General features: G+C 42.2%; 16 protein-coding genes and 1 pseudogene. 7 read left to right on the top strand and 10 right to left on the bottom strand.

Annotation, left to right across the window (positions count from 1 at the left end; genetic code table 11):
* Positions 1–361: 361 nt before the first annotated feature.
* Positions 362–1,018 (bottom strand): OmpA family protein, encoded by a 657-nt coding sequence (locus AS194_RS10605; protein WP_058025485.1) that lies wholly within the window; start codon positions 1,016–1,018, stop codon positions 362–364.
* A gap of 464 nt (positions 1,019–1,482) precedes the next feature.
* Between AS194_RS10605 and AS194_RS10600 the strand changes: the two genes are divergently transcribed.
* The 5 genes from AS194_RS10600 (at position 1,483) to minE (ending at position 6,302) form a co-directional block, all read left to right on the top strand.
* Positions 1,483–2,448 (top strand): acyltransferase, encoded by a 966-nt coding sequence (locus AS194_RS10600; protein WP_058025484.1) that lies wholly within the window; start codon positions 1,483–1,485, stop codon positions 2,446–2,448.
* Positions 2,449–2,789: 341 nt separating this feature from the next.
* Positions 2,790–3,881: a hypothetical protein gene (locus AS194_RS10595; protein WP_227511636.1), complete on the top strand. Its 1,092-nt coding sequence runs from the start codon at positions 2,790–2,792 to the stop codon at positions 3,879–3,881.
* Between the two features lie 76 nt (positions 3,882–3,957).
* On the top strand, positions 3,958–4,785 hold the full coding sequence (minC, locus tag AS194_RS10590) for a septum site-determining protein MinC (protein ID WP_058025482.1): 828 nt from the start codon (positions 3,958–3,960) through the stop codon (positions 4,783–4,785).
* Positions 4,786–5,199: 414 nt separating this feature from the next.
* The gene (minD, locus tag AS194_RS10585; RefSeq protein ID WP_058025481.1) at positions 5,200–6,012 is read left to right on the top strand and encodes a septum site-determining protein MinD; all 813 of its coding nucleotides are present in this window, start codon (positions 5,200–5,202) and stop codon (positions 6,010–6,012) included.
* 2 nt (positions 6,013–6,014) lie between these two features.
* Positions 6,015–6,302 (top strand): cell division topological specificity factor MinE, encoded by a 288-nt coding sequence (minE, locus tag AS194_RS10580; RefSeq protein ID WP_058025500.1) that lies wholly within the window; start codon positions 6,015–6,017, stop codon positions 6,300–6,302.
* A gap of 143 nt (positions 6,303–6,445) precedes the next feature.
* On the opposite strand, the gene AS194_RS10575 is transcribed toward minE, so the two are convergent.
* The 9 genes and pseudogenes from AS194_RS10575 to pilG all read right to left on the bottom strand — a co-directional run bounded on the left by AS194_RS10575 (position 6,446) and on the right by pilG (position 19,615).
* Positions 6,446–6,967 (bottom strand): cytochrome b, encoded by a 522-nt coding sequence (locus AS194_RS10575; RefSeq protein WP_058025480.1) that lies wholly within the window; start codon positions 6,965–6,967, stop codon positions 6,446–6,448.
* A gap of 135 nt (positions 6,968–7,102) precedes the next feature.
* A complete protein-coding gene (locus tag AS194_RS10570) occupies positions 7,103–7,600 on the bottom strand; it encodes a hypothetical protein (RefSeq protein WP_058025479.1) in 498 nt (165 codons plus the stop codon).
* Between the two features lie 17 nt (positions 7,601–7,617).
* Complete coding sequence (locus AS194_RS10565; RefSeq protein WP_058025478.1) at positions 7,618–8,619, bottom strand: chemotaxis protein CheB; 1,002 nt, start codon at positions 8,617–8,619, stop codon at positions 7,618–7,620.
* Positions 8,609–15,508: an Hpt domain-containing protein gene (locus AS194_RS10560; RefSeq protein WP_058025477.1), complete on the bottom strand. Its 6,900-nt coding sequence runs from the start codon at positions 15,506–15,508 to the stop codon at positions 8,609–8,611. The genes AS194_RS10565 and AS194_RS10560 overlap by 11 nt, the downstream gene beginning before the upstream one ends.
* Positions 15,509–15,538: 30 nt before the next feature.
* Positions 15,539–16,474 (bottom strand): CheR family methyltransferase, encoded by a 936-nt coding sequence (locus AS194_RS10555; protein WP_058025476.1) that lies wholly within the window; start codon positions 16,472–16,474, stop codon positions 15,539–15,541.
* A gap of 109 nt (positions 16,475–16,583) precedes the next feature.
* Positions 16,584–17,657 (bottom strand): annotated as a pseudogene (locus AS194_RS10550) (methyl-accepting chemotaxis protein); the annotation flags it as partial.
* A gap of 516 nt (positions 17,658–18,173) precedes the next feature.
* Positions 18,174–18,704, bottom strand: a complete 531-nt coding sequence (locus AS194_RS10545) for a chemotaxis protein CheW (RefSeq protein WP_058025474.1) — start codon at positions 18,702–18,704, stop codon at positions 18,174–18,176.
* 3 nt (positions 18,705–18,707) lie between these two features.
* Positions 18,708–19,070 (bottom strand): response regulator, encoded by a 363-nt coding sequence (locus AS194_RS10540; protein WP_058025473.1) that lies wholly within the window; start codon positions 19,068–19,070, stop codon positions 18,708–18,710.
* 167 nt (positions 19,071–19,237) lie between these two features.
* A complete protein-coding gene (pilG, locus tag AS194_RS10535) occupies positions 19,238–19,615 on the bottom strand; it encodes a twitching motility response regulator PilG (RefSeq protein ID WP_057761576.1) in 378 nt (125 codons plus the stop codon).
* Positions 19,616–20,293: 678 nt separating this feature from the next.
* Between pilG and AS194_RS10530 the strand changes: the two genes are divergently transcribed.
* Positions 20,294–21,550, top strand: coding sequence for an HlyD family efflux transporter periplasmic adaptor subunit (locus AS194_RS10530; RefSeq protein WP_058025472.1), 1,257 nt, complete (start codon positions 20,294–20,296; stop codon positions 21,548–21,550).
* A 298-nt stretch (positions 21,551–21,848) separates the two neighbouring features.
* Positions 21,849–22,571 carry a response regulator transcription factor gene (locus AS194_RS10525; RefSeq protein ID WP_058025471.1) on the top strand — a complete coding sequence of 241 codons (723 nt, stop codon included), beginning with the start codon at positions 21,849–21,851 and terminating at the stop codon, positions 22,569–22,571.
* The last annotated feature ends 8 nt before the right edge of the window (positions 22,572–22,579 follow it).

Below are 22,579 nucleotides of genomic sequence, written 5' to 3'. Positions count from 1 at the left end.
ATCACGCCTTAATCAGCTGATTTGATCTCGTATATTTATGCTTATCGCATATTATCAAGCATGTAACTATTCAGTAATAAAATACTAACAAATTATAGTGTTATTGATAATCATTATCAATACTTAATTTTATATTAATAATCATTAATCTTTATGGTCCTTTATAAAATGTTATCAAATACTAAACGAGCACTATTCTATTTTGGACAGCAGACATTATACCTGAGCTATCCTAACTATCGCGTTTGATGAACCAAAATTTAGCGCATAAAAAAAAGAGCCAGCATATTGCTGACTCTTTTTGCTAGATAAGTGCGTGAAAATCATTTGCACCTACCAAATAGCTATATAGAACTGTCGATTAGTTGACGCTTTGTGGTGCATTAACCGTTAGCTCAACACGGCGGTTTTGCTGACGACCAGATTCAGTGTTGTTAGTAGCAACTGGACGAGACTCGCCATAAGCAACTACATTGATACGGTTAGAAGCAACACCGCGAGCAGTTAGGTAGTTGGCAACTGAGTAAGCACGGTCGCGTGACAGACCCATGTTGTAAGATGCTGAACCTTGGCTATCAGTGTGACCAGCAATCGTGATTGTGTTCTGGTTATATTGGTTCATGGTTGAAGCAAGCTTGTCTAGCGTTGGCTTGAATGATGAGTTAAGTGTTGCACTATCAAACGAGAAAGTGATGCTACCTGGCATAACAAGATCAATGTTACCGGTGGTTGGGTTTTGGTTAACAGTCACGCCTGTACCTGCCATTTGCTGCTCAAGCTGACGAGCCTGACGCTCCATGTAGTAACCAACGCCAGCACCCAGTGCTGCACCGATAGCAGCATCACGACCAGTCTTGTCGCCGCCTGTTGCTTTTGAGATAGTTGCACCACCTGCTGCACCAACTAGGCCGCCCAATGCAGCTTTATTCAAACGTTGCTGCCCAGTGTTTGGATCAGTCGTACAACCGCTAAGTGCTAGACCTGATGCTACTGCTGCAATTAATAATGTATTACGCATGATATTTCCTCTATAAGTTTAAAAATATTATAAATCGTGCTTTATCAAGATTGTCCGTTAATCTTGTTAAGTACTTATTTACTTTCGTCATTATTATGGCAATTACAATATAACTCTGTGTAATATTTTGTCACACCTATGTATGAGAAGTGCAGATTAACTTTACGGTATTTCTTAGCATCTAAACTATCCAATACCTGTTCCTTGTTATCACTAGTCACGTTTACACTCGTACACTGCGAAACGTTTCTGCTAAAATTATGTGGCAAAATCTGTATGGTCAAATGACCGTCACCTCAGGGTTCCATTCATCTATTTGCTCAACTGCTTGCTCTTTATTCACTAGATTATTGGTCAGTCACCGTACGGGCAATTTTAGGAATATGTGATAGGAATATTTGACAGCATCAGATTGTGCAATATAAGCCTTATTTATTAATCAGATTGAACAAGAAGGATCACGCATGCGACTGACATCTACCATTCGAAAACTGCACAAACGCACGCCCAAACTGGGTAAGGCGGTTTCATTAGCGACAGCAGCAAGCGTTATCACTGCCAATAGCTTTGGTGGTAGTATTCCTTTGTGGTTGATGGGTGTCGGCAAAGTCATCACGGGGGCACCTATTGCAGATAAAGCGGTCATCAAAATCGCGACTTACTGGATCAGTAGCAATAGTGCTCTGATCGATGACATGCTGCCTCGCAAAGATTGGCGTATCAGCTTACCAGATGATATTCGCATCGATGGTAAATACCTTCTGGTCAGTAACCACCAATCTTGGGTCGATACCAGCATCGTGCAATACATTGGCGAAAAGCGCCTGCCATTGACGCGCTTTTTTACTAAATTTGAGCTGATCTATATTCCCATCGTTGGGCAAGCTTTTTACTTTTTAGATTTCCCCATGATGCGCAGGCATTCCAAAGAAGCCATCGCCAAAAACCCAGCACTTAAAGGTAAAGATATCGAAGAGGCCAAGCGTGCCTGTGCCCTTTTAAAAGACAAGCCATTCACCTTGCTAAACTATCTGGAAGGTACGCGCTTTACCAAGGCCAAACATGCCAAACAGCAGTCTCCTTATACTCACTTACTAAAACCACGAGCAGGCGGCTTATCCCTTGCGATTAACGCCCTAGGCGAGGATATCGATGGCATACTGGATGTGACCATCGTCTATCCTGATGGCGTACCAAGCTATAGCGATCTGTGGAAAGGCAATATCAAACGTTTGGGCGTGGATCTAAGATATATCGATATACCAGATGCGTTGTTTGAGGGAATTAAGCAAGGCGGCTATGAAAATGATGAGGCAATAAAAGCACAGATGTTTGACTGGGTTGAACACATCTGGCGTCAAAAAGATCAGCGCATCACCGACATGCTGGTTGATTTTGAGACAGCCCCTGAAACTCAAGTGGCTCAATAAATGACTCACTTACGCCGTAAGTCATCACATACCTTTTAAAAGACGCAGCACTCATAGTCCGATAACGGACAAAATCTAGCTATACTGCCATAAGCGCTTGAGTAATCAATAACGCAGGGGTTAATGATGATACGTGAGCACTGTACTGATGATAGTCGCGTTGCAAATGATCATTATTACTTTATAAGTGGCTATGCATGATTTTTAATCATAGATGGGTTGTTTTTTGGCCTTATTCATTGATAATGTGATTAATCATGTACGCATCGATTTTTGATGGTTATTTTTAATAGCCGTCAAAAATTTACTCATTTCTTTGTGCCATTTATCATTTATAAGGTATGACTGTGCCCGCCTCTCCTACTACCAGCCCGCCTATTGCAACTGCACCGGTGTCGCCTCATCTTGCAAATAGTGAGCCACCAAGGCCAAACCGTCCAAAACCCAGTCGTTTAAAGCTCACTTATGATATCGTGATGCTTATCGCTATCAGTATTGATCTTCTGCTGATCAGTCTGGATGCTGTATTGATGAGCGACTTTAGTGCCAATGCTGCACAATGGCTGTCAGTCAGCGAAGGACTAAGTTGGTATCAGGCGACGTTGCATGAGCCGTTGCGTACCGCTGGTGGGTTTTTTACCATATTTTTGGTTGCTGAATTATTATTACGCTGGGCAATCGCAATCAAAGAAAAAGTCTATTATCGCTGGTTTTTCTTCCCTTTTGTCCACTGGTACGAAGTCTTAGGCTGTTTTCCACAGCTACGTTTGTTACGGTTATTTAGAGCCGTTGTTATCGGACGCCGATTGTACCAGCTTGGCTACCAAGTACTCCCGCAGCCATGGATCAATCGTATTAAGTTCTATATTGACCTATTATTAGAAGAGCTCTCTGATCGTGTCATCCTGACGACCATCCAAAATTTTAGGCAGGAATTGACCAACCCTGAAACGCACAAATCTTTTATCGAGTCAGCCATCACGCGCAACCGTGCTGAGATTGAAGCGGCCGTATTATCCATTCTGCGCTCCGAGCTTGTGCCAAAACTACAGGAGCTGACTGCCTCATCAGGTGGTGGCAGTCTATTAGCCAGCGAAATGGGCAACGCTATTGAAGAAGGTCTAGCCAATACTCCTGAGCTGCGACGCTATTTGCGCATGATTCCTATCGCGGGTAGCCTGATCGAATCACAACTGCAGCATGTCGGACACAACATCGGTGAAAACGTTGTTTATGCCTTAAATAAGCGCCTGCTTGACCCTGAGCGCCTCGACTCATTGATGGTCGCTATCGCCCGTGGTATTGCGCAAATAGACACCGATAATAGTGCACTTGATACTCTGATTTCGAGTATCATTGATGACAGTTTGACTGCATTTGAAGCACAAGTAAAAGTACAGCAATGGAAACACCAAGACATGCTCAATCTATAGTATGCCTACTAACATGACACGATAATAACAATGACACCGTGAATACAGCGACAGAATTATTTTTAAGGGTTTATATATGACAGTTTCAGACAATAATAATCAGACTGCAAGCGCAGCACCAGCCTTAGCCCTATATGGCAAGATGCTGACCTTTTCGCGTTTACAGTTTAGCACCAGCGATCTGGGCGCTATTGAAGCCCAGCTTACTGAGACACTGAGCAATAAATCAAGCAACATTCCTATCTTGATCGATAGCGACGTCGAGCAAGATTTATCTGCCTTAGTAGAGCTATTATGGTCATGGGGACTACAGCCGATCGGTGTGGTGACAGGCCTACTTGATGATCAAGCGCGTGAGCAGCGCTTGGCCATCTTTCCTGCAGATGGTAAACGCATTGAACGTATCGTACCTAGCAAAACAGCCCCTACACCGTCCAATAAACCTAAAGAAGATAATCGCTCAGAATCAGCCAACGATACTAGCACCGAGAGTGCGGCAAATATACCTGCCACTGAAACCACCATCTCCAGTCTTCCAGATGAGACATTGTTAAGTGCTCAGCATATTACCAGCCTCATCTACGACCAGATGCTACGCTCAGGCCAAAGCTTAAACCATGTCGGCGGCGATTTGATTTTGACAAACAGTGTGAATAGCGGTGCTGAAGCCATCACTGACAACAGCTTACATGTCTATGGACGTGCGCAAGGCCGCTTGGTTGCAGGCGCAACGGGTGACAAAGATGCTCGTATTTTCTGCCAAGTCTTTAACCCCTCCCTCGTGTCTGTGGCTGGAACTTACTGCTTACGAGACAATCTGCCAGAGCATGTGATTGATAAACCTGTACAAGTCAAGTTTGTAGAAGGTGAAGGATTGGTGTTTACCGTTATGGATGAAGCTTAATTATTACTCAGTTAAAAATATTAAACGGTTAGGTGATTGTCTAGTAAAGTAAACTGGGTAAGGTAAGCTGTAATTATATAAGCTGCTGTGTCAGATAAATAAAACAAGATATATTAAATTAATCGTTACAATTGAGCTATTATTAAATGTTGGTTCTAACGTTATTTGCCGTATATTTAAATAGCTATCAAACGGTTAAAAATTATCGCCATTAACTGTAAAATTTATAAGCAAAAGCCCTTTATAGCTCATATCTCAGTTGTTTTTCTGCTTTAATATAGACTTGCTATAAATATCTATATATTTATGCTAGGCTATCTTCGCAGATAGTACATATATAGTTAGTAGATAAATACCATGCAATTGTGCTATTTATATAAAAGATATCCCATTGATTCATAGGAGTGTGCCATTGTGGCGAAGATAGTTGTAATCACTTCAGGTAAAGGCGGTGTGGGCAAAACCACGACAAGTGCCTCTTTTGCCGCTGGTTTAGCATTGCGTGGCTATAAAACGGTTGTAATTGATTTTGATGTAGGTCTACGTAATCTAGACTTGATCATGGGTTGTGAAAACCGAATTGTTTATGATTTCGTTGATGTCATTACCGGTAGCGCACGCTTGTCGCAAGCACTTGTCAAAGACAAACAGCTTGAAAACCTGTATATCCTTCCTGCTAGTCAGACGCGTGATAAAGACGCATTGACGGACGAAGGTGTCGCAGAGGTCATGACTGAGCTGTCTAAACAGTTTGACTATATCATCTGTGACTCACCTGCTGGTATCGAGCGCGGTGCACAGTTGGCCATGTATCACGCTGACGAAGCCATCATTGTTACCAACCCTGAGATCTCTTCAGTACGTGACTCGGATCGCATCATCGGTATTTTGCAAAGTCAAACGAAAAAGGTTGAAGAAAACCTAGGCTCTGTACGTGAGCACTTGGTTATCACTCGTTACAATGCAGAACGTGCTGCTGCGAACGAGATGATGGACATCGACACTATCTCAAATGACATCTTAAAAGTACCATTGCTCGGCGTTGTGCCTGAGAGCCATTCTGTGCTCGAAGCATCGAACCACGGTGAGCCTGTTATTCATTATACCGACTCTGTTGCTGGTCAATGTTATGATGATATCGTCGCCCGTTTCTTAGGCGAAGAGCGTCCACTACGTCATATTGATGTGAAGAAAAAGAGTTTACTACAGCGCTGGTTTGGGGGTTAATGATGACTAAGAAAAAAGGATTTTGGAGTAGCCTATTTGGTACTGACGACAGTAGTGCAGGCAGTGCCAATCTAGCTACTGAACGCCTCAAGGTTATCGTTGCTAGCGAAAATCGTCTAAATAACCGCCTAACGGTTGATCGTATCGAAAAAATGAAACGTGAAATCTTAGAAGTGGTCAACAAATATGTGAATGGCGTGCAGATTGATGATGTCAATATCAATCATCGCTCAGAAGATAGCTTAGATGTGTTAGAGATGAACATTAATTTACCTGAACATAAAAAGTAAATTTGTAATCAGACCTTTAGACCGTAAGCACTTTCATTTATCATTTAAAAAGCCCTAAGTAATGTACTTAGGGCTTTTTTGCATCTTTAAGTTTATTGGTACGGCATGCTGTATACAGCATTCGAGCATTGATCAATAGCAGATCATTTCATACGTGATATTAAATTGTCTTTTTTAATAAACTGATGATACAAGGCAGCACCAATATGCAGCGCTGTAAAACCGATGATCATTGGCCAAATAATATCGGTATGTAGATCATTATAAAAGCGGGCCAAACTCCTATCAGGAGTGACAAACACAGGTATTTGGAATAAACCAAAGATATCGACAGGACGACCACCATATACAGTCATCAATAAACCAGCAAGCGGCATAGCGGTCAGAATGGCATAGAGAGCAAAATGCGATAACTTAGAGACCATCGATTGCCATTTTGGCATTGGGATAGACGGTGGCGCTTTGGTAAAGATGCGGTTGATAGCTCGCGCAATCATCCAAAACAACAAGCTTATCCCAAACGCTTTGTGAAATCCGATATATAGATTGCTATCGAGATTTTCATGCAGCAGTATCATTACCCAAGTAATCAGCAATAACAGTGCGCTGATCCAATGAAATATACGACTGCTGAGCGACCATTTTGATACGTTAGAATTATTCATGAGCGGCTCTATAGTTTTTATTAAACGTTATTTATAATTGATATTAGGGCAGCAACTCATTCAATAACAAAAAGTAATCAGCATTGCTCGGGTACTACCTATGAGGTGAAGCATAACTGAAACTTAGACGAGAATCTAGTCATCTAAATTCACCAAATGATGCGCAATTTTGTCCAAGTCTGGTACCAAATAAACATTGTCGTCAATCATAACGGTTTGATACAGATAAGAGAGCACAACGTTTTCGTCAGACTGCCCTTCTATTTTATCAACGCTAGTATCCGCAAACTGCTCGGGAAGCTCTGTATCTTTGACGTCAGAAATACGGGCTTGTAATTGGCGCAACTCACCTGCCGTTTGCAAAGCAAATCGATGCTCGGTGGTATTGCCCTCTAGTATGATGACTTTCTCTGGTGTTCTATCCTGCGGTAACAAGTGAAAGACAGCAAGATTTTGCTCTTGCCACTGATACTTGGATATACGCTCTTGATAATCGTCGACGCTCAAAATCAAACTGCTCGGAATAATCCAATCGGGTTGGTTAGATGCTGGCACGATAGTCACATCGAGCATACCATTGTTCGTGGTCAATAAACTTACCGCTTCAAACGAGTGTTTCAAAATTTGTTTCATACGTCGCTCACAATCAGTTAGCGTGAATGGCTTGCTGCCCTTTCACCAATATAATCAGTCAGTTTTTTTGCCAAATCTGTCGGACTACCAACGAAACCACAATACCCTGAGTCAATAATAGCCTGAGGTTGACTCGGACATGCACTCAGACTAGGGTCTTGCGCCCACAACTGGCTGTTGTTGTCTTGAACCATATCCAAATACTGAGAGCCATCATTGCCCATACCCGAAAATATAATATTGATTAGATCGCTACCATAAACATCACTGGTGTTTTTTAGAATCTGACCAATAGCAGGCTTATATTCACCGCTCCATGCTTGATCTAACAAGATGACCCTACCAGCTGAATCACAAACTATTTGCTTATCAATAGGGGCTATGAGGCAATGCCCTGCTCGCAAACGCTGCGAGGACGCGATAACCTCACAGCGCCAATCATTATGGCGATTGAGTATCCGTGGTAACGTACCAATCATGGTCTGATTGAAATGATGCGCCAATAAAATACACACTGGCAGTGTCGCTGGCACATTGTCTAAAAATTCTTTTACCGCACTAGGACCGCCCATAGACGCACCCAAAAATACGACATACTGCCAGCTTCTTTCAGTGTCATCGCCCTTGTATTCGGGAGTATCGATCAGGGCTGGTAGTGCTAAAAGCTTTGCAAGTTTACGTTTTAACTTACGCTGCCATTTACCATATTGCTGTGCCTCATTGAGATACGGTGCTTGGCTAAAGCCCACCAAGACAGCCGCTGATTTTGACGCGATTGTTGCGGTTGCTACACTGTCGTCGTAATCACTATCTATCAGCCAAATATCAATATCTACATTAGACAGCTCACTTTTTGCTTGCCACTGTGCTCTTGACACACAACCTACAAGGGTAAAGCCGCAACTACGTACGGTATCTGAAAAAGCCAAGCGCTGGCGATGATCCTCTGCCATCACCAGCACTTTGATATCATGATTGCTTTTTTGTCGCAGTGCTAAAACACGTGCATTATCCGTCATTAGTTAGGCTAACCTCTTCACCTAGTAGTCTTTGAATTTTTTCAAGAAGCTCTTTTTCTTGGAATGGTTTACCCATATAGTCGTTCACCCCAATCTCTAGAGCACGCTCACGATGTTTTTCTCCAGTACGTGAGGTAATCATAATAATTGGGATATGCTGTAATCGACTATTGAATCTGACCTGAGTCGCCACCTCGAATCCATCCATACGCGGCATTTCGATATCTAACAAGATCATATCTGGTGTTGTATCTTGTAGTATCTCGATTGCATCGATGCCATCTTTTGCAACCGCCACATTGAACCCTTGACGCTCCAAGAAACGAGAGGTCACTTTACGTACGGTCACGGAGTCATCGACTACTAACACCGTCGATTTGGACTCTATACGTCCTCGCTTGGCACTAGCAGATTTCGAGCTGTTCTTCACCAACTGCGCATTTCGCATTAGCGCAATCAAATCCAAAATGAGCATTACCGAACCATCGCCCATAATAGTAGCAGCTGAAATACCTGGTATATTCGATAATTGCTGGCCTAGAGGTTTCACAACCACTTCGATACGCGATCCTGCAATTTGATCAACTTGTAGTGCGATGTTTTGTCCCGTACGGTTTTTAATAATAATCAGCGGCAAACTGGTGTTGGTATTGACGACCAGTTCATTCAGTTTATTACCTGATAGAATCTCATTTAGATAGCGAACTCGGTATTCCGTATCTTCAAAGTTCAATGTAGCAGCATCTGACTGATAGTAATCATATAGCTTTTCTGGGTTAACCCGTACCACGCGCTCGATCTGTACCAATGGTATGGCGTAGTAGCGATCTGCGGCGCGCACGACCAAAGCATCAGACACAGCGACGGTTAATGGCAAACGCATCGTAAAATTAGAGCCTTTGCCAAGCTCGGAGACAACAGAGACCGCACCGCCTAACTGACGAATTTCACTAATAACAACGTCCATGCCAACGCCGCGTCCAGAGATCTGTGTCACCTGCTTACTAGTACTCAGCCCAGCATTAAAGATATATTGCATAATATCAAGATCAGAGAGAATGTCATCGTCTGCATCAATAAGACCTTGAGAGATCGCTTTATTTCTTACCGCTTCTACATCGATACCACGGCCATCATCTGATAGTTGGATGACAATCTCACTACCTTCACGATGTACCTCAAGCGTAATATTACCATTACGCTCTTTACCTGCTTTTAGACGTGCTGATGTGGTTTCGATACCGTGATCGACAGCATTTCGTAGCATATGCTCAAGCGGTGAGGTAATCCGCTCTAGAATGGTTCTGTCCATCTCATCATCAGCGTTGATGATGGTCAGCTCAACCGATTTATTCAACTCATTAGCCGTCTGCCGAACAATACGCTCAAGACGCGGTGTCAGACGCGTGAATGGTACCATACGCGAATTCATCAGCCCATCTTGCAACTCAGTCTGTGTCCGCGATAGCTGTAGCAACAGGCTTTCACTATCACGAGTCTTTTCTAATAAAGTATGGTTAATATCCACCAAATCCGAGGCAGATTCTGTCAATGATTTTGATAATTGATTCAGTGAAGAATACTGATCCATCTCGAGAGGATCGAAATCCTCATTATCAATCAGCTCATCATCTATTTGTGACAAAATCTGAGCTTCAAGCTCAATCTCCATACGGCGTAACTGATCTGCCAGTCGCTGTACCGTTGTACCCATCTCTTCGATACTGTTGGTCAAGCTACTAATACCCATATCAATACGGGCGCGGTTAATCGCTGACTCACCAGATAGATTAATCATATGTTCAATAAGACCACCTGAGATACGAATCATTTCATTACTACTAGTGCTGTCGTCCTCCTTATTGGTGTTACTGAACATAGATGGCATCTCGCTGATATCTTTTGCAAGATAGTGAGAGTCTTGATTTTCTTTGGCAATCAAAATTGCTTCACGCTGAGACTGTAGGGATTCTTTAGGAACTTGTTTGAGACTATCAGGATTTCTCCCAAACTGCTCTAACGCCTCGATCAATAGTGCAGGCGTTGGTGGATTGACATGTTGCTGAAGAATAAATACGGCATCAGCAAGCCAATCATGACTGGCAACTAGCAATTCTAATACTTTCTGAGTAGGGGGACGACGGTTACTCACAAAATCCGTATAAACCGACTCCATTTCATGAGCCAAATCAGCGATACCGGACGCAGTCACCATTCGGGCACCGCCCTTAATCGTATGCAGATCTCGCTGAAGTGCTTGTAATGCTGTGGTATTATTTGTGTCGTTCAAGAACAAATGCAGGTATTTATTACGATTGGTAAGCTCCTCCGCCTCTTCTAAGAACACCGATAATATGTCTGGATCAGGCAACCCATTAGCCCATGATTGCTTAATCATGGTATCTAGGCTGAGCAATTCTGATGTTTCGGTATTGCTAATGGCCTCATCCGCCATTACGTTTTGAATGTCTGGTTCAAAATAGTTTTTCGGTACTGGTATGATCAGCTCTACCGTTTCTGGTAAGGTTTTTTCCCTTTCAAGTACTTTTAACTGCTCAATAAGCTCTGAGGTGAAAAAGGATTTTTTATGATTCACGATATGCATCACTTGTTGCGACATCGTGTCTTGCACCATTTGCATAATCTCAAGCCACTGTGCCGTCGGCTCTCGTCTGTTTTCTACAAAAGACTCATAAACACTTTCTGCTTCGTGAGTTAGATCACCAATACTACGAATACCAGCCATCCGTGCGCCACCTTTAATAGTGTGCAAATGACGCTGTAATACTTTTAGCGAGTTGATATTAGTAATATCGTCACGCCATTTATTGAAACTCTCATCTAGGGCGTTATCAAGTTCTTGAGCTTCTTCTAAGAAAATCTCTAATAGCTCAATATCCGTATCAATCGTTTCAAATTGGATTTCAGGTGCTGAAATAGCTCGAACGACAAAGCCTTCGTCGTTATCGTCAAGGTTATCATTTTGATAGATACCTTGTAGCTCACTCATTACCTGCTGGTCTATTTTCAATGACGTACTACCAGCTAGGGCATCGAATAGCCCAATCAACTGGGCATGACCTGATAGCAGAATAGATTGAATATCTCTATCTCTCGCTTTATCAATATTATCACTCAGGTAACTATAGGCATTACCTAGCTCATTCAGAACGGTAATGAATTTTGGAAATGCTTGAGCTTTATCTATTAAACAGGTGATTTGTGAAATTTGCTGCGCGATATAGTCTTGACTGTGTTCTTTTTCAGCATGACCAAGCGCCTCCTCTAACTCCCATTCTGCATCTAATAATGTATCGATATTATTGTCTAGGAGCTCTTCAATCGTTGGCTTTCTATCAGTATTGGCGGTCGTATCAGCATCTTTAGTGGTGTATTGCTCAGCCAACATCGCTTGTAATGACGCGATGTCTTGCTGACTTTGCGAGTCTTCTACCGCAGAACTGCGCTGCTTGAGGTTTTGTTTATAATTATTCAAGTAGCCATTCATCAATTTGGCAGATTGCGCCAAAGCCTCTAAATGCTGAGCATTCATGGCCGTGTCTTGCTGTTGTAATAGCTCCAAACTATGCTCTATCGTTGCACTAACCTCACTAATAGCAGCTAAAGCACTTGAACCAGATGCCCCTCGCAACGTATGGAATGCACGTACTATCTCATCTGTTATTTCAATGGAGCGCTCATCTTGATTGTCGCTGACAAATTGATCAATATGATGAAGTAGCTCTTCTGCCTCATCAATAAATATCTTACAAAATGCTTTTTCCTCTTCACTTTGAGGCGTCAAAACAAGCTCTGCCTCTGCCATTTTTTCATTGACAGAATGAAAGCTCTGTAGCGTTGTGCTGATCACTTCGGCACTATCATCATAGACAGAATCGGTCTCGTCTATACTAGATGACAATGCTGGCTCTTGAGCTGCGTCATCTTCAGAATAACTTGTTGCTTGCTCATATAAGCGAGAGTAACTAAACGCATCACCCTGTTGCTTACTATAGGCATTGGCGCAGGCAATCCATAAGGGCACTAAAGCTGGGTAATCTTGGCTGTTATTTTCAAATGCTACTAACATTTCAGGATAAGCGGCCAATACATCTGACATCAGCTGACACATATCACTTGAGACAACAACACTATGATCCAATACGCGATTAAGCATATTCTCTATCGCCCATGCTAGCTCGGCGGTGTAGTTAGCGCCCACCATGCGACCAGAGCCTTTTAGAGTATGAAAACCGCGACGGATATCTTTTAGAGCGGCAAGGTCAGTCGATACTAGCTGCCAACCTTCATATAAAGGTACGATTTCGGCAAGTACTTCCTCGGCCTCTTCTATAAATATCTCTTTAATATCAGGATCTGCATCATTCGCATCGGCTGCTAATTGCTCAGTTTCTTGCATAAACGGAACAAGTACTGCTGGAATCTCTAAACCAGATAGCGATGCTGGTGCATTTGTATTATTGCTTTCAGAATCTGTTCCTACAGCAGCATCAACGCTCGAAAGTAATGTTTCTAACGATACATCATTCATTGAATCAGAGTCATTGATACCTAACGCTACTTCAGCTGATGTTTCAGTGATTCCAGTCTCAAACGTATCTAAACCAGCATTGACAGGCTGCTGCGCCATTAGGTTACTACTTTGTAGAATAGTAATAGCAGGATCAAAGCTTGGTAATTGTTGAGCGGCAAAATCTGTAAGTAGCACTGGCAAACGTTTCGCCGTCTCTATCACCAGACGTACGACATCGTCTGTTACAGGGAGTGTCTTATCCAACAGACGGTTAAGTAGGTTTTCTATTGACCACGCCATCTCACTGATGCTAAAGGCACCAACCATGCGGCCTGAGCCTTTTAAGGTATGAAAGCTTCTACGGACTTCGGTCAAGGGTGTTAGATTTTGTGAATCCTGCTGCCAAATAGGAAGAAAATCTTCTAAATCAGTAATGACGTCGTTCACTTCTTCGATAAAAATATCACGAATCTCTTCATCAACTTCAAAGTTGTCAGGCTTGAGTTGTTCACGAGCACGCAGCAATGCATCACTCTCTACATTAGGATTAGTATCAGTGGTATCTTGCGTTGCTATCACCGTTTCATTATCTGAACTGGTCACAGGTGCGATCTCACCACTATCATCATAACGAAGCACATTCATCGCGACTGGCTTTTGCGTCAGCCATGTATCGTTAGTTGTTTCTGGTGATTTCGCATACGCATTAAGAAGCTGTGATGCTTTCGCTGCATACTCATTTGCCTGCGTCAATAAGTTTTGATCAAAGACTTGCTGCGCAAGATAGTCGAGTAACAATTCAATCGAGGTCAGACTCTCTGCCAAGGCTTGGGTCACATCCCAGCTAAGTACAGCAACCTCATGAGTGAGCAGTTGTGTGAATATACTACCTATATTTTCTATCGTCTCACTAATGACTGGCAGTCCCATAACATCAAAAGCATGGGCAATCTTGTCAAAGTCAGCAATGACTGGTAAAGACTGGATATCTTGACGTTGTATATACTCGTTAAAGCTTTCCTTGATCTCTTCAACGGCAATACGTAGCTCACGTAAGTCACTGTCAGTAGAAACTGACTCATGTCTATCTTTATCCTTTACATCACTGCTATCAAACGCTTCAGGTATAATAGCAAAAGAAGAAGCGCCAATTTTGAGTGATATTGCCTGCTCGGTATCGTAAATAGCACTATATAGCTCTTGTAACTTGCGCTCTATGTGCCATTGCTGCTGCGTAAACTCTGTCTCTGATAAGCGTGCTTGCTCTAAATCTGTAAGGATCGATTCAACTTGCGACGCATATTGCACCCAACCTCGACTCTCAAGCTGGCTCTTTATATGTCGTAGAGGGTTTATTAGCGTATCTGGCTTATCTAGATTGAAGATAAGAGTCTCAATCTCACTGAGCAATCGCGTTAAAAAACGTGAGGTCGCAGGCTCACGCTGTGATATCTCATTAAGGGTAGATTGAGTTCGCTCGCTACTATTCTCTAGGTAGATGAGCTGAATATAGACACTGTTGATTAAGCCTTTAACAAGGCTCGAAGATAAGTGCGTGGGCTGAGTAGCAGATTCTATGACGCGATCAAGCTGACCTAATAGTGGCGCATAATATTCAGGTGATGGCGCTTCATTATGGGCAAGATCACTCAGCCACAACTCGCTCAAATACCATAGACGCTGTAAATCATTGTCTTGAGTATTCTGCCATAGATATTGACTAACTTTTTCTAAAATTTGTAGAACATGTGCCTGATTGATATTGGCAACCAGCAATTTTTGTACTTGCTGTCGCCACACCAGTAACATCTGCTGATAGTGTTGATCTTCTAAATTGGTCGTGACATTACTCGTGGGTACTGCGATCTGAATGCTATTGACAATATCTTCATGAACCATATCTTCATGAGTATCATCATTGTTTAGATGCGCATGCTGGGTATCAGTAGCATCTATAAATGCATCTGCTTCCACACCTCGTTGCGATAGTATCTGGGCAAGCTCATTAGTAGCCTTATTTATTAGAGCAGGGTTGTATTTGCCTAGATGCGTATATTGATTGAGCGCATGTTGCAATAACTTATGAGAAAACTTGCCTATTTGACAGTCTCTAGCAGACAGATTGTGACTAGCCCCCAAGCTCGCCATAAAACTCAACTTATTGGCAAGATCTGCTAGTAGAGGCAAGCGAATCATAGTCAGCGCACCACTAACTTGATAGTAGTGCGATGTCATCTGTTGATAACTGTCGATATCAGCACCTGATTGCCAGCCATCAGATATCTGTGATAATTGCTGATTGAGCAGTGGCGACAACCACTCAAGCGTCACTATGTCATTGGGCTGCTTTTTCATAGGTTTATCCTAACTCGTCTAGGCACTAATTTAGGCACTAATTTTTTGCCACACATTCACTTGTGGGTGCGCAATACGGCGCATATTCGAAGGGCGCCAAAACAACGCCTCACCTGGAGCCAATATAATATATCCCTCTACTTCACACTGCTCTGATAGCCATGCCAAAATATCACGCTGATCAAACTTGCGAAAATACAGAAGCATGTTTTGGCAGATAATCACATTTTGGAGATGCGAAGTGGGTGATTTTTGTTCAATAACATTGTGTAGAGCAAAGCTAACATAAGGTCGTAAAGCTGGCGCTACTTGCCAGTCAAACTGAGTATTGATAGACCTTTCTACTTTACTAGAAGTATCAGCCATACTCAGCTCATTACCTGCATTCTTGGTGATCAAAGGGTAAACAAACTGCTGACAATTTTGAGGAATTAATGAATACTGCCGTTGATCATATTGTCCTAATCGCGCGTTTGTAATCGCTTGCTCGCTCACATCTGTTCCCAGTATCACATGATTGGATAACTGCGCTGCTGTCAGACTCATGGCCAGTGACCAAGTCTCGTGCCCACTTGCACAACCAACGCTCCAAATGCGAAAGGGCTTACTCCTGTCATCTGTACACTTGTCTATTGCATATCGTGTGATGAAATCGATAGAAGGTTTATGACGAAAAAAGCGACTCTCATGAATGAGCACTTTGTCTAATAGCTGCTGACGAATCTCATTATTCTTTGGTAATTGGTACCAGAGCTGCTGAGTAGTGAGTCCATTTAATGTTGCTGTGTGGTCAATGGCATTGGTCAACCACTGCAGCTGCGTATTTGGCAATATAAAGCCAATCTCTTGTTCTATATATCTCTGCCATTGCTGTAAATTAGCACTATCGCCCTGTATCATCTCATCACCCCATACAGGTTCAAATATATTAGATAGAGCCTTTTCTGCTTGTATATGATTGTTCACGTCGCCTGCTATTATTAATGCTGTACGGCGTCAGAACCTATACAGCATTTTAATTAAAATCTTATACAAAAAGACGTATCGATACCGATTCAATATTCAAGCTAAAAGGTTAGACAATTTCTGATAAGGTTTGTTCAGAGTTAATCATTTCATCATCTAACAATTCATCATCGTTCGATACTTTAAAGCCAGTAACAGATTCTTGTAGTGCGGCAGCCATTTCACTCAACTCACCAATAGAGCGTGCTGTGGCCAACGTACCAGATGAGGTTTGTGAAGTAATATCTTGAATGATATTCATAGTATGAGAAATATGGCCAGCAGATTCAGCCTGCTGTAATGCAGCATTTGAGATGTTCTGAATCAAGTCAGCCAACGTGTTAGAAACGCTCTGTACCTCTTCTAGTGCTTCACCAGCATCTTTTGCCAAACGAGCACCACGTACTACTTCAGATGTCGTCGATTCCATCGACATAACAGCCTCATTAGTATCTGCCTGAATGGTTTTTACCAATGTTTCAATCTGTTTGGTCGCATTCGCTGAACGCTCAGCCAGACGCTGAACCTCATCAGCAACAACTGCAAAGCCTCGACCAGCCTCACCTGCCATCGATGCCTGAATGGCGGCGTTCAATGCCAGAACGTTGGTTTGGTCTGCAATATCGTTAATCAAGCCAACGATATCACCAATCTCTTGAGAAGACTCACCAAGGCGCTTGATACGTTTCGATGTCTCTTGAATCTGATCACGAATAACGTTCATACCTTCAATCGAACGCTGTACAACTTCTGCCCCATTATAGGCAATGGCAACTGAACGCTGAGCAACCGTCGCAGACTCTGACGCATTATTCGAAACTTGGTCAATTGACACGGTCATCTCATTAATAGCGGCTGATACACCAGCAATTTCTTGCGCTTGATGTTCAGAAGCTTCAGCAAGCTCAACAGCGTTCATCTGCGTTTGATCTGAAGACTGTGCAACTCGGTCGGCAGTACTGTTAATAACCAAGACCAATTGACGTAATTGGTCAATTGCGAAGTTTACTGAGTCAGCAATTGCCCCTGTAAAGTCTTCTGACACGGTAGCATTGACCGTCAAATCACCTTCTGCCAAATCCCCTAACTCATCAAGTAGGCGTAGAATAGCGATCTGGTTACGTTCATTTTCTTCTTGAATTTGACGAGCTCGTTCAGACTCTGCTTCTGCTTCTTGACGGCGGCGTAAGGTTTCTTTTTCAATCAGCAAACGCTCCGATCCACCACGTTGCTTAAGCAACTGATACGAGGCAAACATAATACCCAAAGCACCGATAGCAAAGACAAGTGCTGGTAAAACAATTGTTTGATTAAAGTTAGTAAAGTCTTGACTCACCGATAACACCGCGTTAGCCAACCAAACGACACAGACCACACTCAGCAGAATAAAAAATCCTAATAATAGCTTCCACGTATTATTGGTCTCTTTGCCTTCTACAGTTGTGTTGCCTGTACCAGCTACAGGTTTTCTTTTAACATCACTCATCTTGCGTATCCCTTTCAAACAATCGTCAAAGTCTTATCGTGACTGACTTTGACAATCTTGTTGTTATCAAAACAATGATTAGCAAAGCCTGTATAAATACTGACATCCCACTGTATCGTGTCAGCCGCTATTAATCTGTCGTTACCGAATAAATAGATGTTTTATTGTCGATTACTATATCGCAGCATCTGAATACTGCAGATCTTGTGCCAGCAAGCTTGGCATGAAAACGTACCACTCCTGCTCGTCTTTCAAAAACTTACCATGGTTATAAGGTGCAAATGGTGAATTGGAATCAATCGCTTCTGGGCGGTATTGTTCCTGAGTGAACTGTTCGATACCAAGCACTTGATCGACCAGTAGCCCTGAAAAGTTATTATCGTGATCGATCACAATAACTTTGCGCTGGCTTAGCTGTGGCAAGCGGCTTGGCACTTGTAAAAAGCGTGACAAATCCGTCAGAGGTAGTAGTCGTCCGCGAATATTGGCAATACCTAGCATCCAAGGCTTTACTAGAGGTAAGCTAGTATATTCTGGCATGGATAATACCTCTGATACCTGACCCATAGGAGCAACTAAGCGCTGCCCACCAATCTCAAATACCACCCCCTGCCAATCAAACTCTTGACCACCGCGGCGACCACTTTTGCGCGCACGTGCCAAGTCTGCTAGACGCAGAAGCTCAATAAATCCTCTAGAGGCCACAAGTTACTCCATCACTTTACGAATCATATTGACCAATCCATTTTCATCGACTGGTTTATTCATATACTCTTTGGCACCTTGACGCTTACCCCACACTCTATCGGTTTCTTGATTTTTGGTACTAATCATAATGACAGGTATATGAGCGGTGGTTTTACCACGAGTGATTTTTCGTGTAGCCTGAAAACCGTTCATTTCTGGCATGACCACATCCATTAAGATGACATCTGGCAGGTGATCAGCTGCCATCTGACAGCCCTGCTCGCCATTTGATGCTTCTAATACTTGAAAATTATTTTTGGAAAGCATGTCGCGAAATTTCGCCATTTCTGATGGCGAGTCGTCAATGACTAAAACGGTAGCCATAGGATTTTCCTTTATTTTCTAAAATATCTATGAGGATATATTGTTGATAAAACGACTGAAAATAATGCCCAACAACTTATTCGGGATTTATTTTTATGCTAGTCACTTAAATAGTGAGTCATTATTTTTAATCTTAGCAATCACTATATTTGAGTCTATAGAGCTGATTAACGGTACTGGTTAATCGCATCAAAAAGCTCATCTTTACTAAATGGTTTGGTCAAATACTCATCAGATCCGACGATGCGGCCACGGGCTTTATCAAATAAGCCATCTTTAGATGACAACATAATCACGGGTTTATTAGCATAATCAGGGTTATTTTTTATGAGTGCACAAGTCTGATAGCCATCTAAGCGCGGCATCATGATGTCGACAAAAATAATATCTGGGTTGTTATCAACAATTTTTGCTAAGGCATCGAAGCCATCTATAGCGGTTACGACTTCACAACCCGCTTTTTGTAGCAAGGTTTCTGCGGTACGGCGAATGGTTTTTGAATCATCAATCACCATTACTTTTAAACCTTCAAAATTATTTTCCATTATCATTATCCTATGAACGACTATTTATTCGTAACGCTCTCTGTCTATATAAAGCTCTAACAATCATCTTAAGTCATGATATCAGTCAATATGAGACCAATACAAAAGACTGAGACTTCATTAGACCTTTTATGACAGGAATACCTTTTATCAGTGTCTGCCCATCAAACACAGCGTCAACATGAGTTACTATACGCACTTTGCTCGTAATAAGCTCATAAAATTGAGTGCGATTCTTAGCTTTTTAGGCCTAATATTTTACTTCTATAACCATCAAGCAAAGTCGTATTATCTCTTAAAACACTCAAAAGTTTTTGAACTTACTTACTGTCAGTGACAACGTCATTTAAACAACGAGGCAACCAACTTTATGATATTCCTGCATTATATAGAATCAATAACCACATTGCTGAATAATTTTCTTTTGTGATAAAAATGTATCACAGTATTTCGTTATGTTTGTTTTAGCACAGTTATTGATGCTTTTCCAGTCATTAGCGAATTAATGTTCTAACTAATGAGTATCATAAACCGCTGTTCTTATTTAATAAGTCGGCAACCTCATCTATTTTCTTATGACAAACGCTTACGCTACTTAAGATTAGTAAGTATGGCGCAATTGTTCCACCGCGTATCTATTCACTATATAATGAAACGACGACTATAACGGTGACTGCTATGACAGCCTTTAAACCTTCTAAAAAAAGCCTCTACTTGCTCAGCGTTTTATTGCTTACTGCTTGTCAACCCTCACCATCTGAGAATGAATCAGTCGCTCCTGAAAACACGGCAACGGCAGACTCCCCCGTTGTCATTACCAGTGATAGTGTCACGATCACACCAGAACACATACTCAGTATAAAGTCTTCCCGTTATCAGCCAAGTCTAGGGCTGCAAGGTAGCATCGAGCCTATCAAACAAACCAAATTTGTTGCAGTACATCCCGTCAATATAGAAAAAACGTTCGTTAGCGAAGGTCAATGGGTAGAAAAAGGTACGCCTTTACTAGTTGTCAGGCGCTTGGCGGCGGTGAGTGATCCTACCGTAAAACCAGACACATCTACAGAAGCCAACTCTTCTAAAGAAGAGATAGTGACAAGCACTACCAATAATAAGAAACCAGAGAATACACCAAGTATTGACGACAATTCTGACTCTAGCTCTACTAAGGCTTTATCTGTTGATAATGATGCTAATGTAAATAATACTAATAATGATAAAAAAGAGTCGTCAGCAGCAAACCTTGTCACAGATAATAGTGACAACACCGATGGTAATGGTATAAAAGCTGCTACTAAAAAACCGAACCCACAATATAATTTGGTGACGATAACTGCTAGCTTTTCAGGTCGTGTAGAAAACCTATATGCCACAACTGGTGAAAAAATGGCGGCGCGCACGCCCCTATTAGAAATTAGTGACGAGACCAAATTGCACTTTGCGGCGACACTACCCATTCAAGCGGAGCCTCAGCTTTCAGTTGGTCAGACTGTCAATTTTACGACCGAAGGTATCACTGACAAGTTTACAGGTCAGGTCAGTAAGCTTGTGCCTACCAGCCAGCCAAAAAAACTGTTGGTGTATGTTAACGTCATTGACAATGAAGCCAGCCGTGACAAGCTACAACCAGAAATGAAGGTCACGGGGCGAGTCAATTATGGACAAATAGACGTAGGTACTATCGTGCCCAAGCGCGCCTTGCATGATGTTGACTTAATAGAGTTACAAAAACCGCCATATATGCCGCTTAAACCGTTGACCGCCAATGTCTGGATTATTGGCCAAGACCAGCGTTTGACACGCCAGCCTATTGAGGTTGTTGAGTATGATCCGACCACGCAACAATATTTGATTGCTGGTGTGAGTAACGATAGTTTAATTTGCTTGGCTGACTTACCTATTGACTCTGAAGGCAAAAAAGTCATCGTGTCATAGCCATTCACGCTGACAGTTACATTTGGTAGAAACATTAACAAAGCCTATCTTGTTTTGTAACAGCATCATTAGGCAATATAGTCGTACTATATATAGCACTATCCGAGTATTTAGGACTATTTTTATCACTACGTATTTTTATCATCATGATAGTTCAGTACTCTAAAACACCTGAAAACTTAGAGGCTCAGAGGTTTAATGGCATAGAATGTAAAAACTATTGATACTTCTATCATAGTTAAGCGACTAGCACACATTAGACCTTTGGCAAATTATAAGAACAATTAGAGGATATCCTATGAGCAAGCAGATTTTATTGATTGAAGATGATCCAGATTTAGCAGAGCTGATCAGTGATTATTTGACCATGAATTACTATGACGTCCATCATGCAGGTTTGGGTCAAGAAGGCCTTGATCTGTTAGATACCAAAGAGCGTGATATCGATTTGGTCGTACTTGATTTGATGCTGCCTGACATGGATGGTATGCAAGTATGTCAAAAAATTCGTGGCAACAAGAATAATATGACCAATAAAGTGCCTATTATTATGCTGACCGCAAAAGGGGATACAACTGATCGCGTGTTAGGTTTGGAGATGGGTGCTGATGACTATATCGCAAAGCCTTTCGAGCCGCGTGAGCTTCTTGCCCGTATCCGTGCGGTTATCCGCCGTCATGAGCAGCCAAACCAAGCAGATAGCCAGTCAGATAGCTTAACCTTTGGTCGTTTGAGTGTGTTCCCTGACAGTCACGAAGTTACTATCGATGATGAGCCTGTACGTTTAACGACACATCAGTTCCAATTACTACACTATTTTGCTACCCATTCTGGCAAAGTGCTAAATCGCGAGCAGCTTTGGCAGGCAATGCCAAACGACGACAGCTCAGACAACATCGATCGTGCCATTGATGTGCATATTTCACGTTTGCGTGCTTTGATCGAAGACAACCCACGTCAACCAAAACGCATTATCACGGTGCGCGGTGTTGGTTATCAATTTGCCACTGATCAGGTTTGATCATGAAA

This window comes from Psychrobacter piscatorii, assembly GCF_001444505.1.
Lineage (GTDB): Bacteria > Pseudomonadota > Gammaproteobacteria > Pseudomonadales > Moraxellaceae > Psychrobacter > Psychrobacter piscatorii_B.
This window is presented reverse-complemented; position numbering and strand designations above follow the sequence as displayed.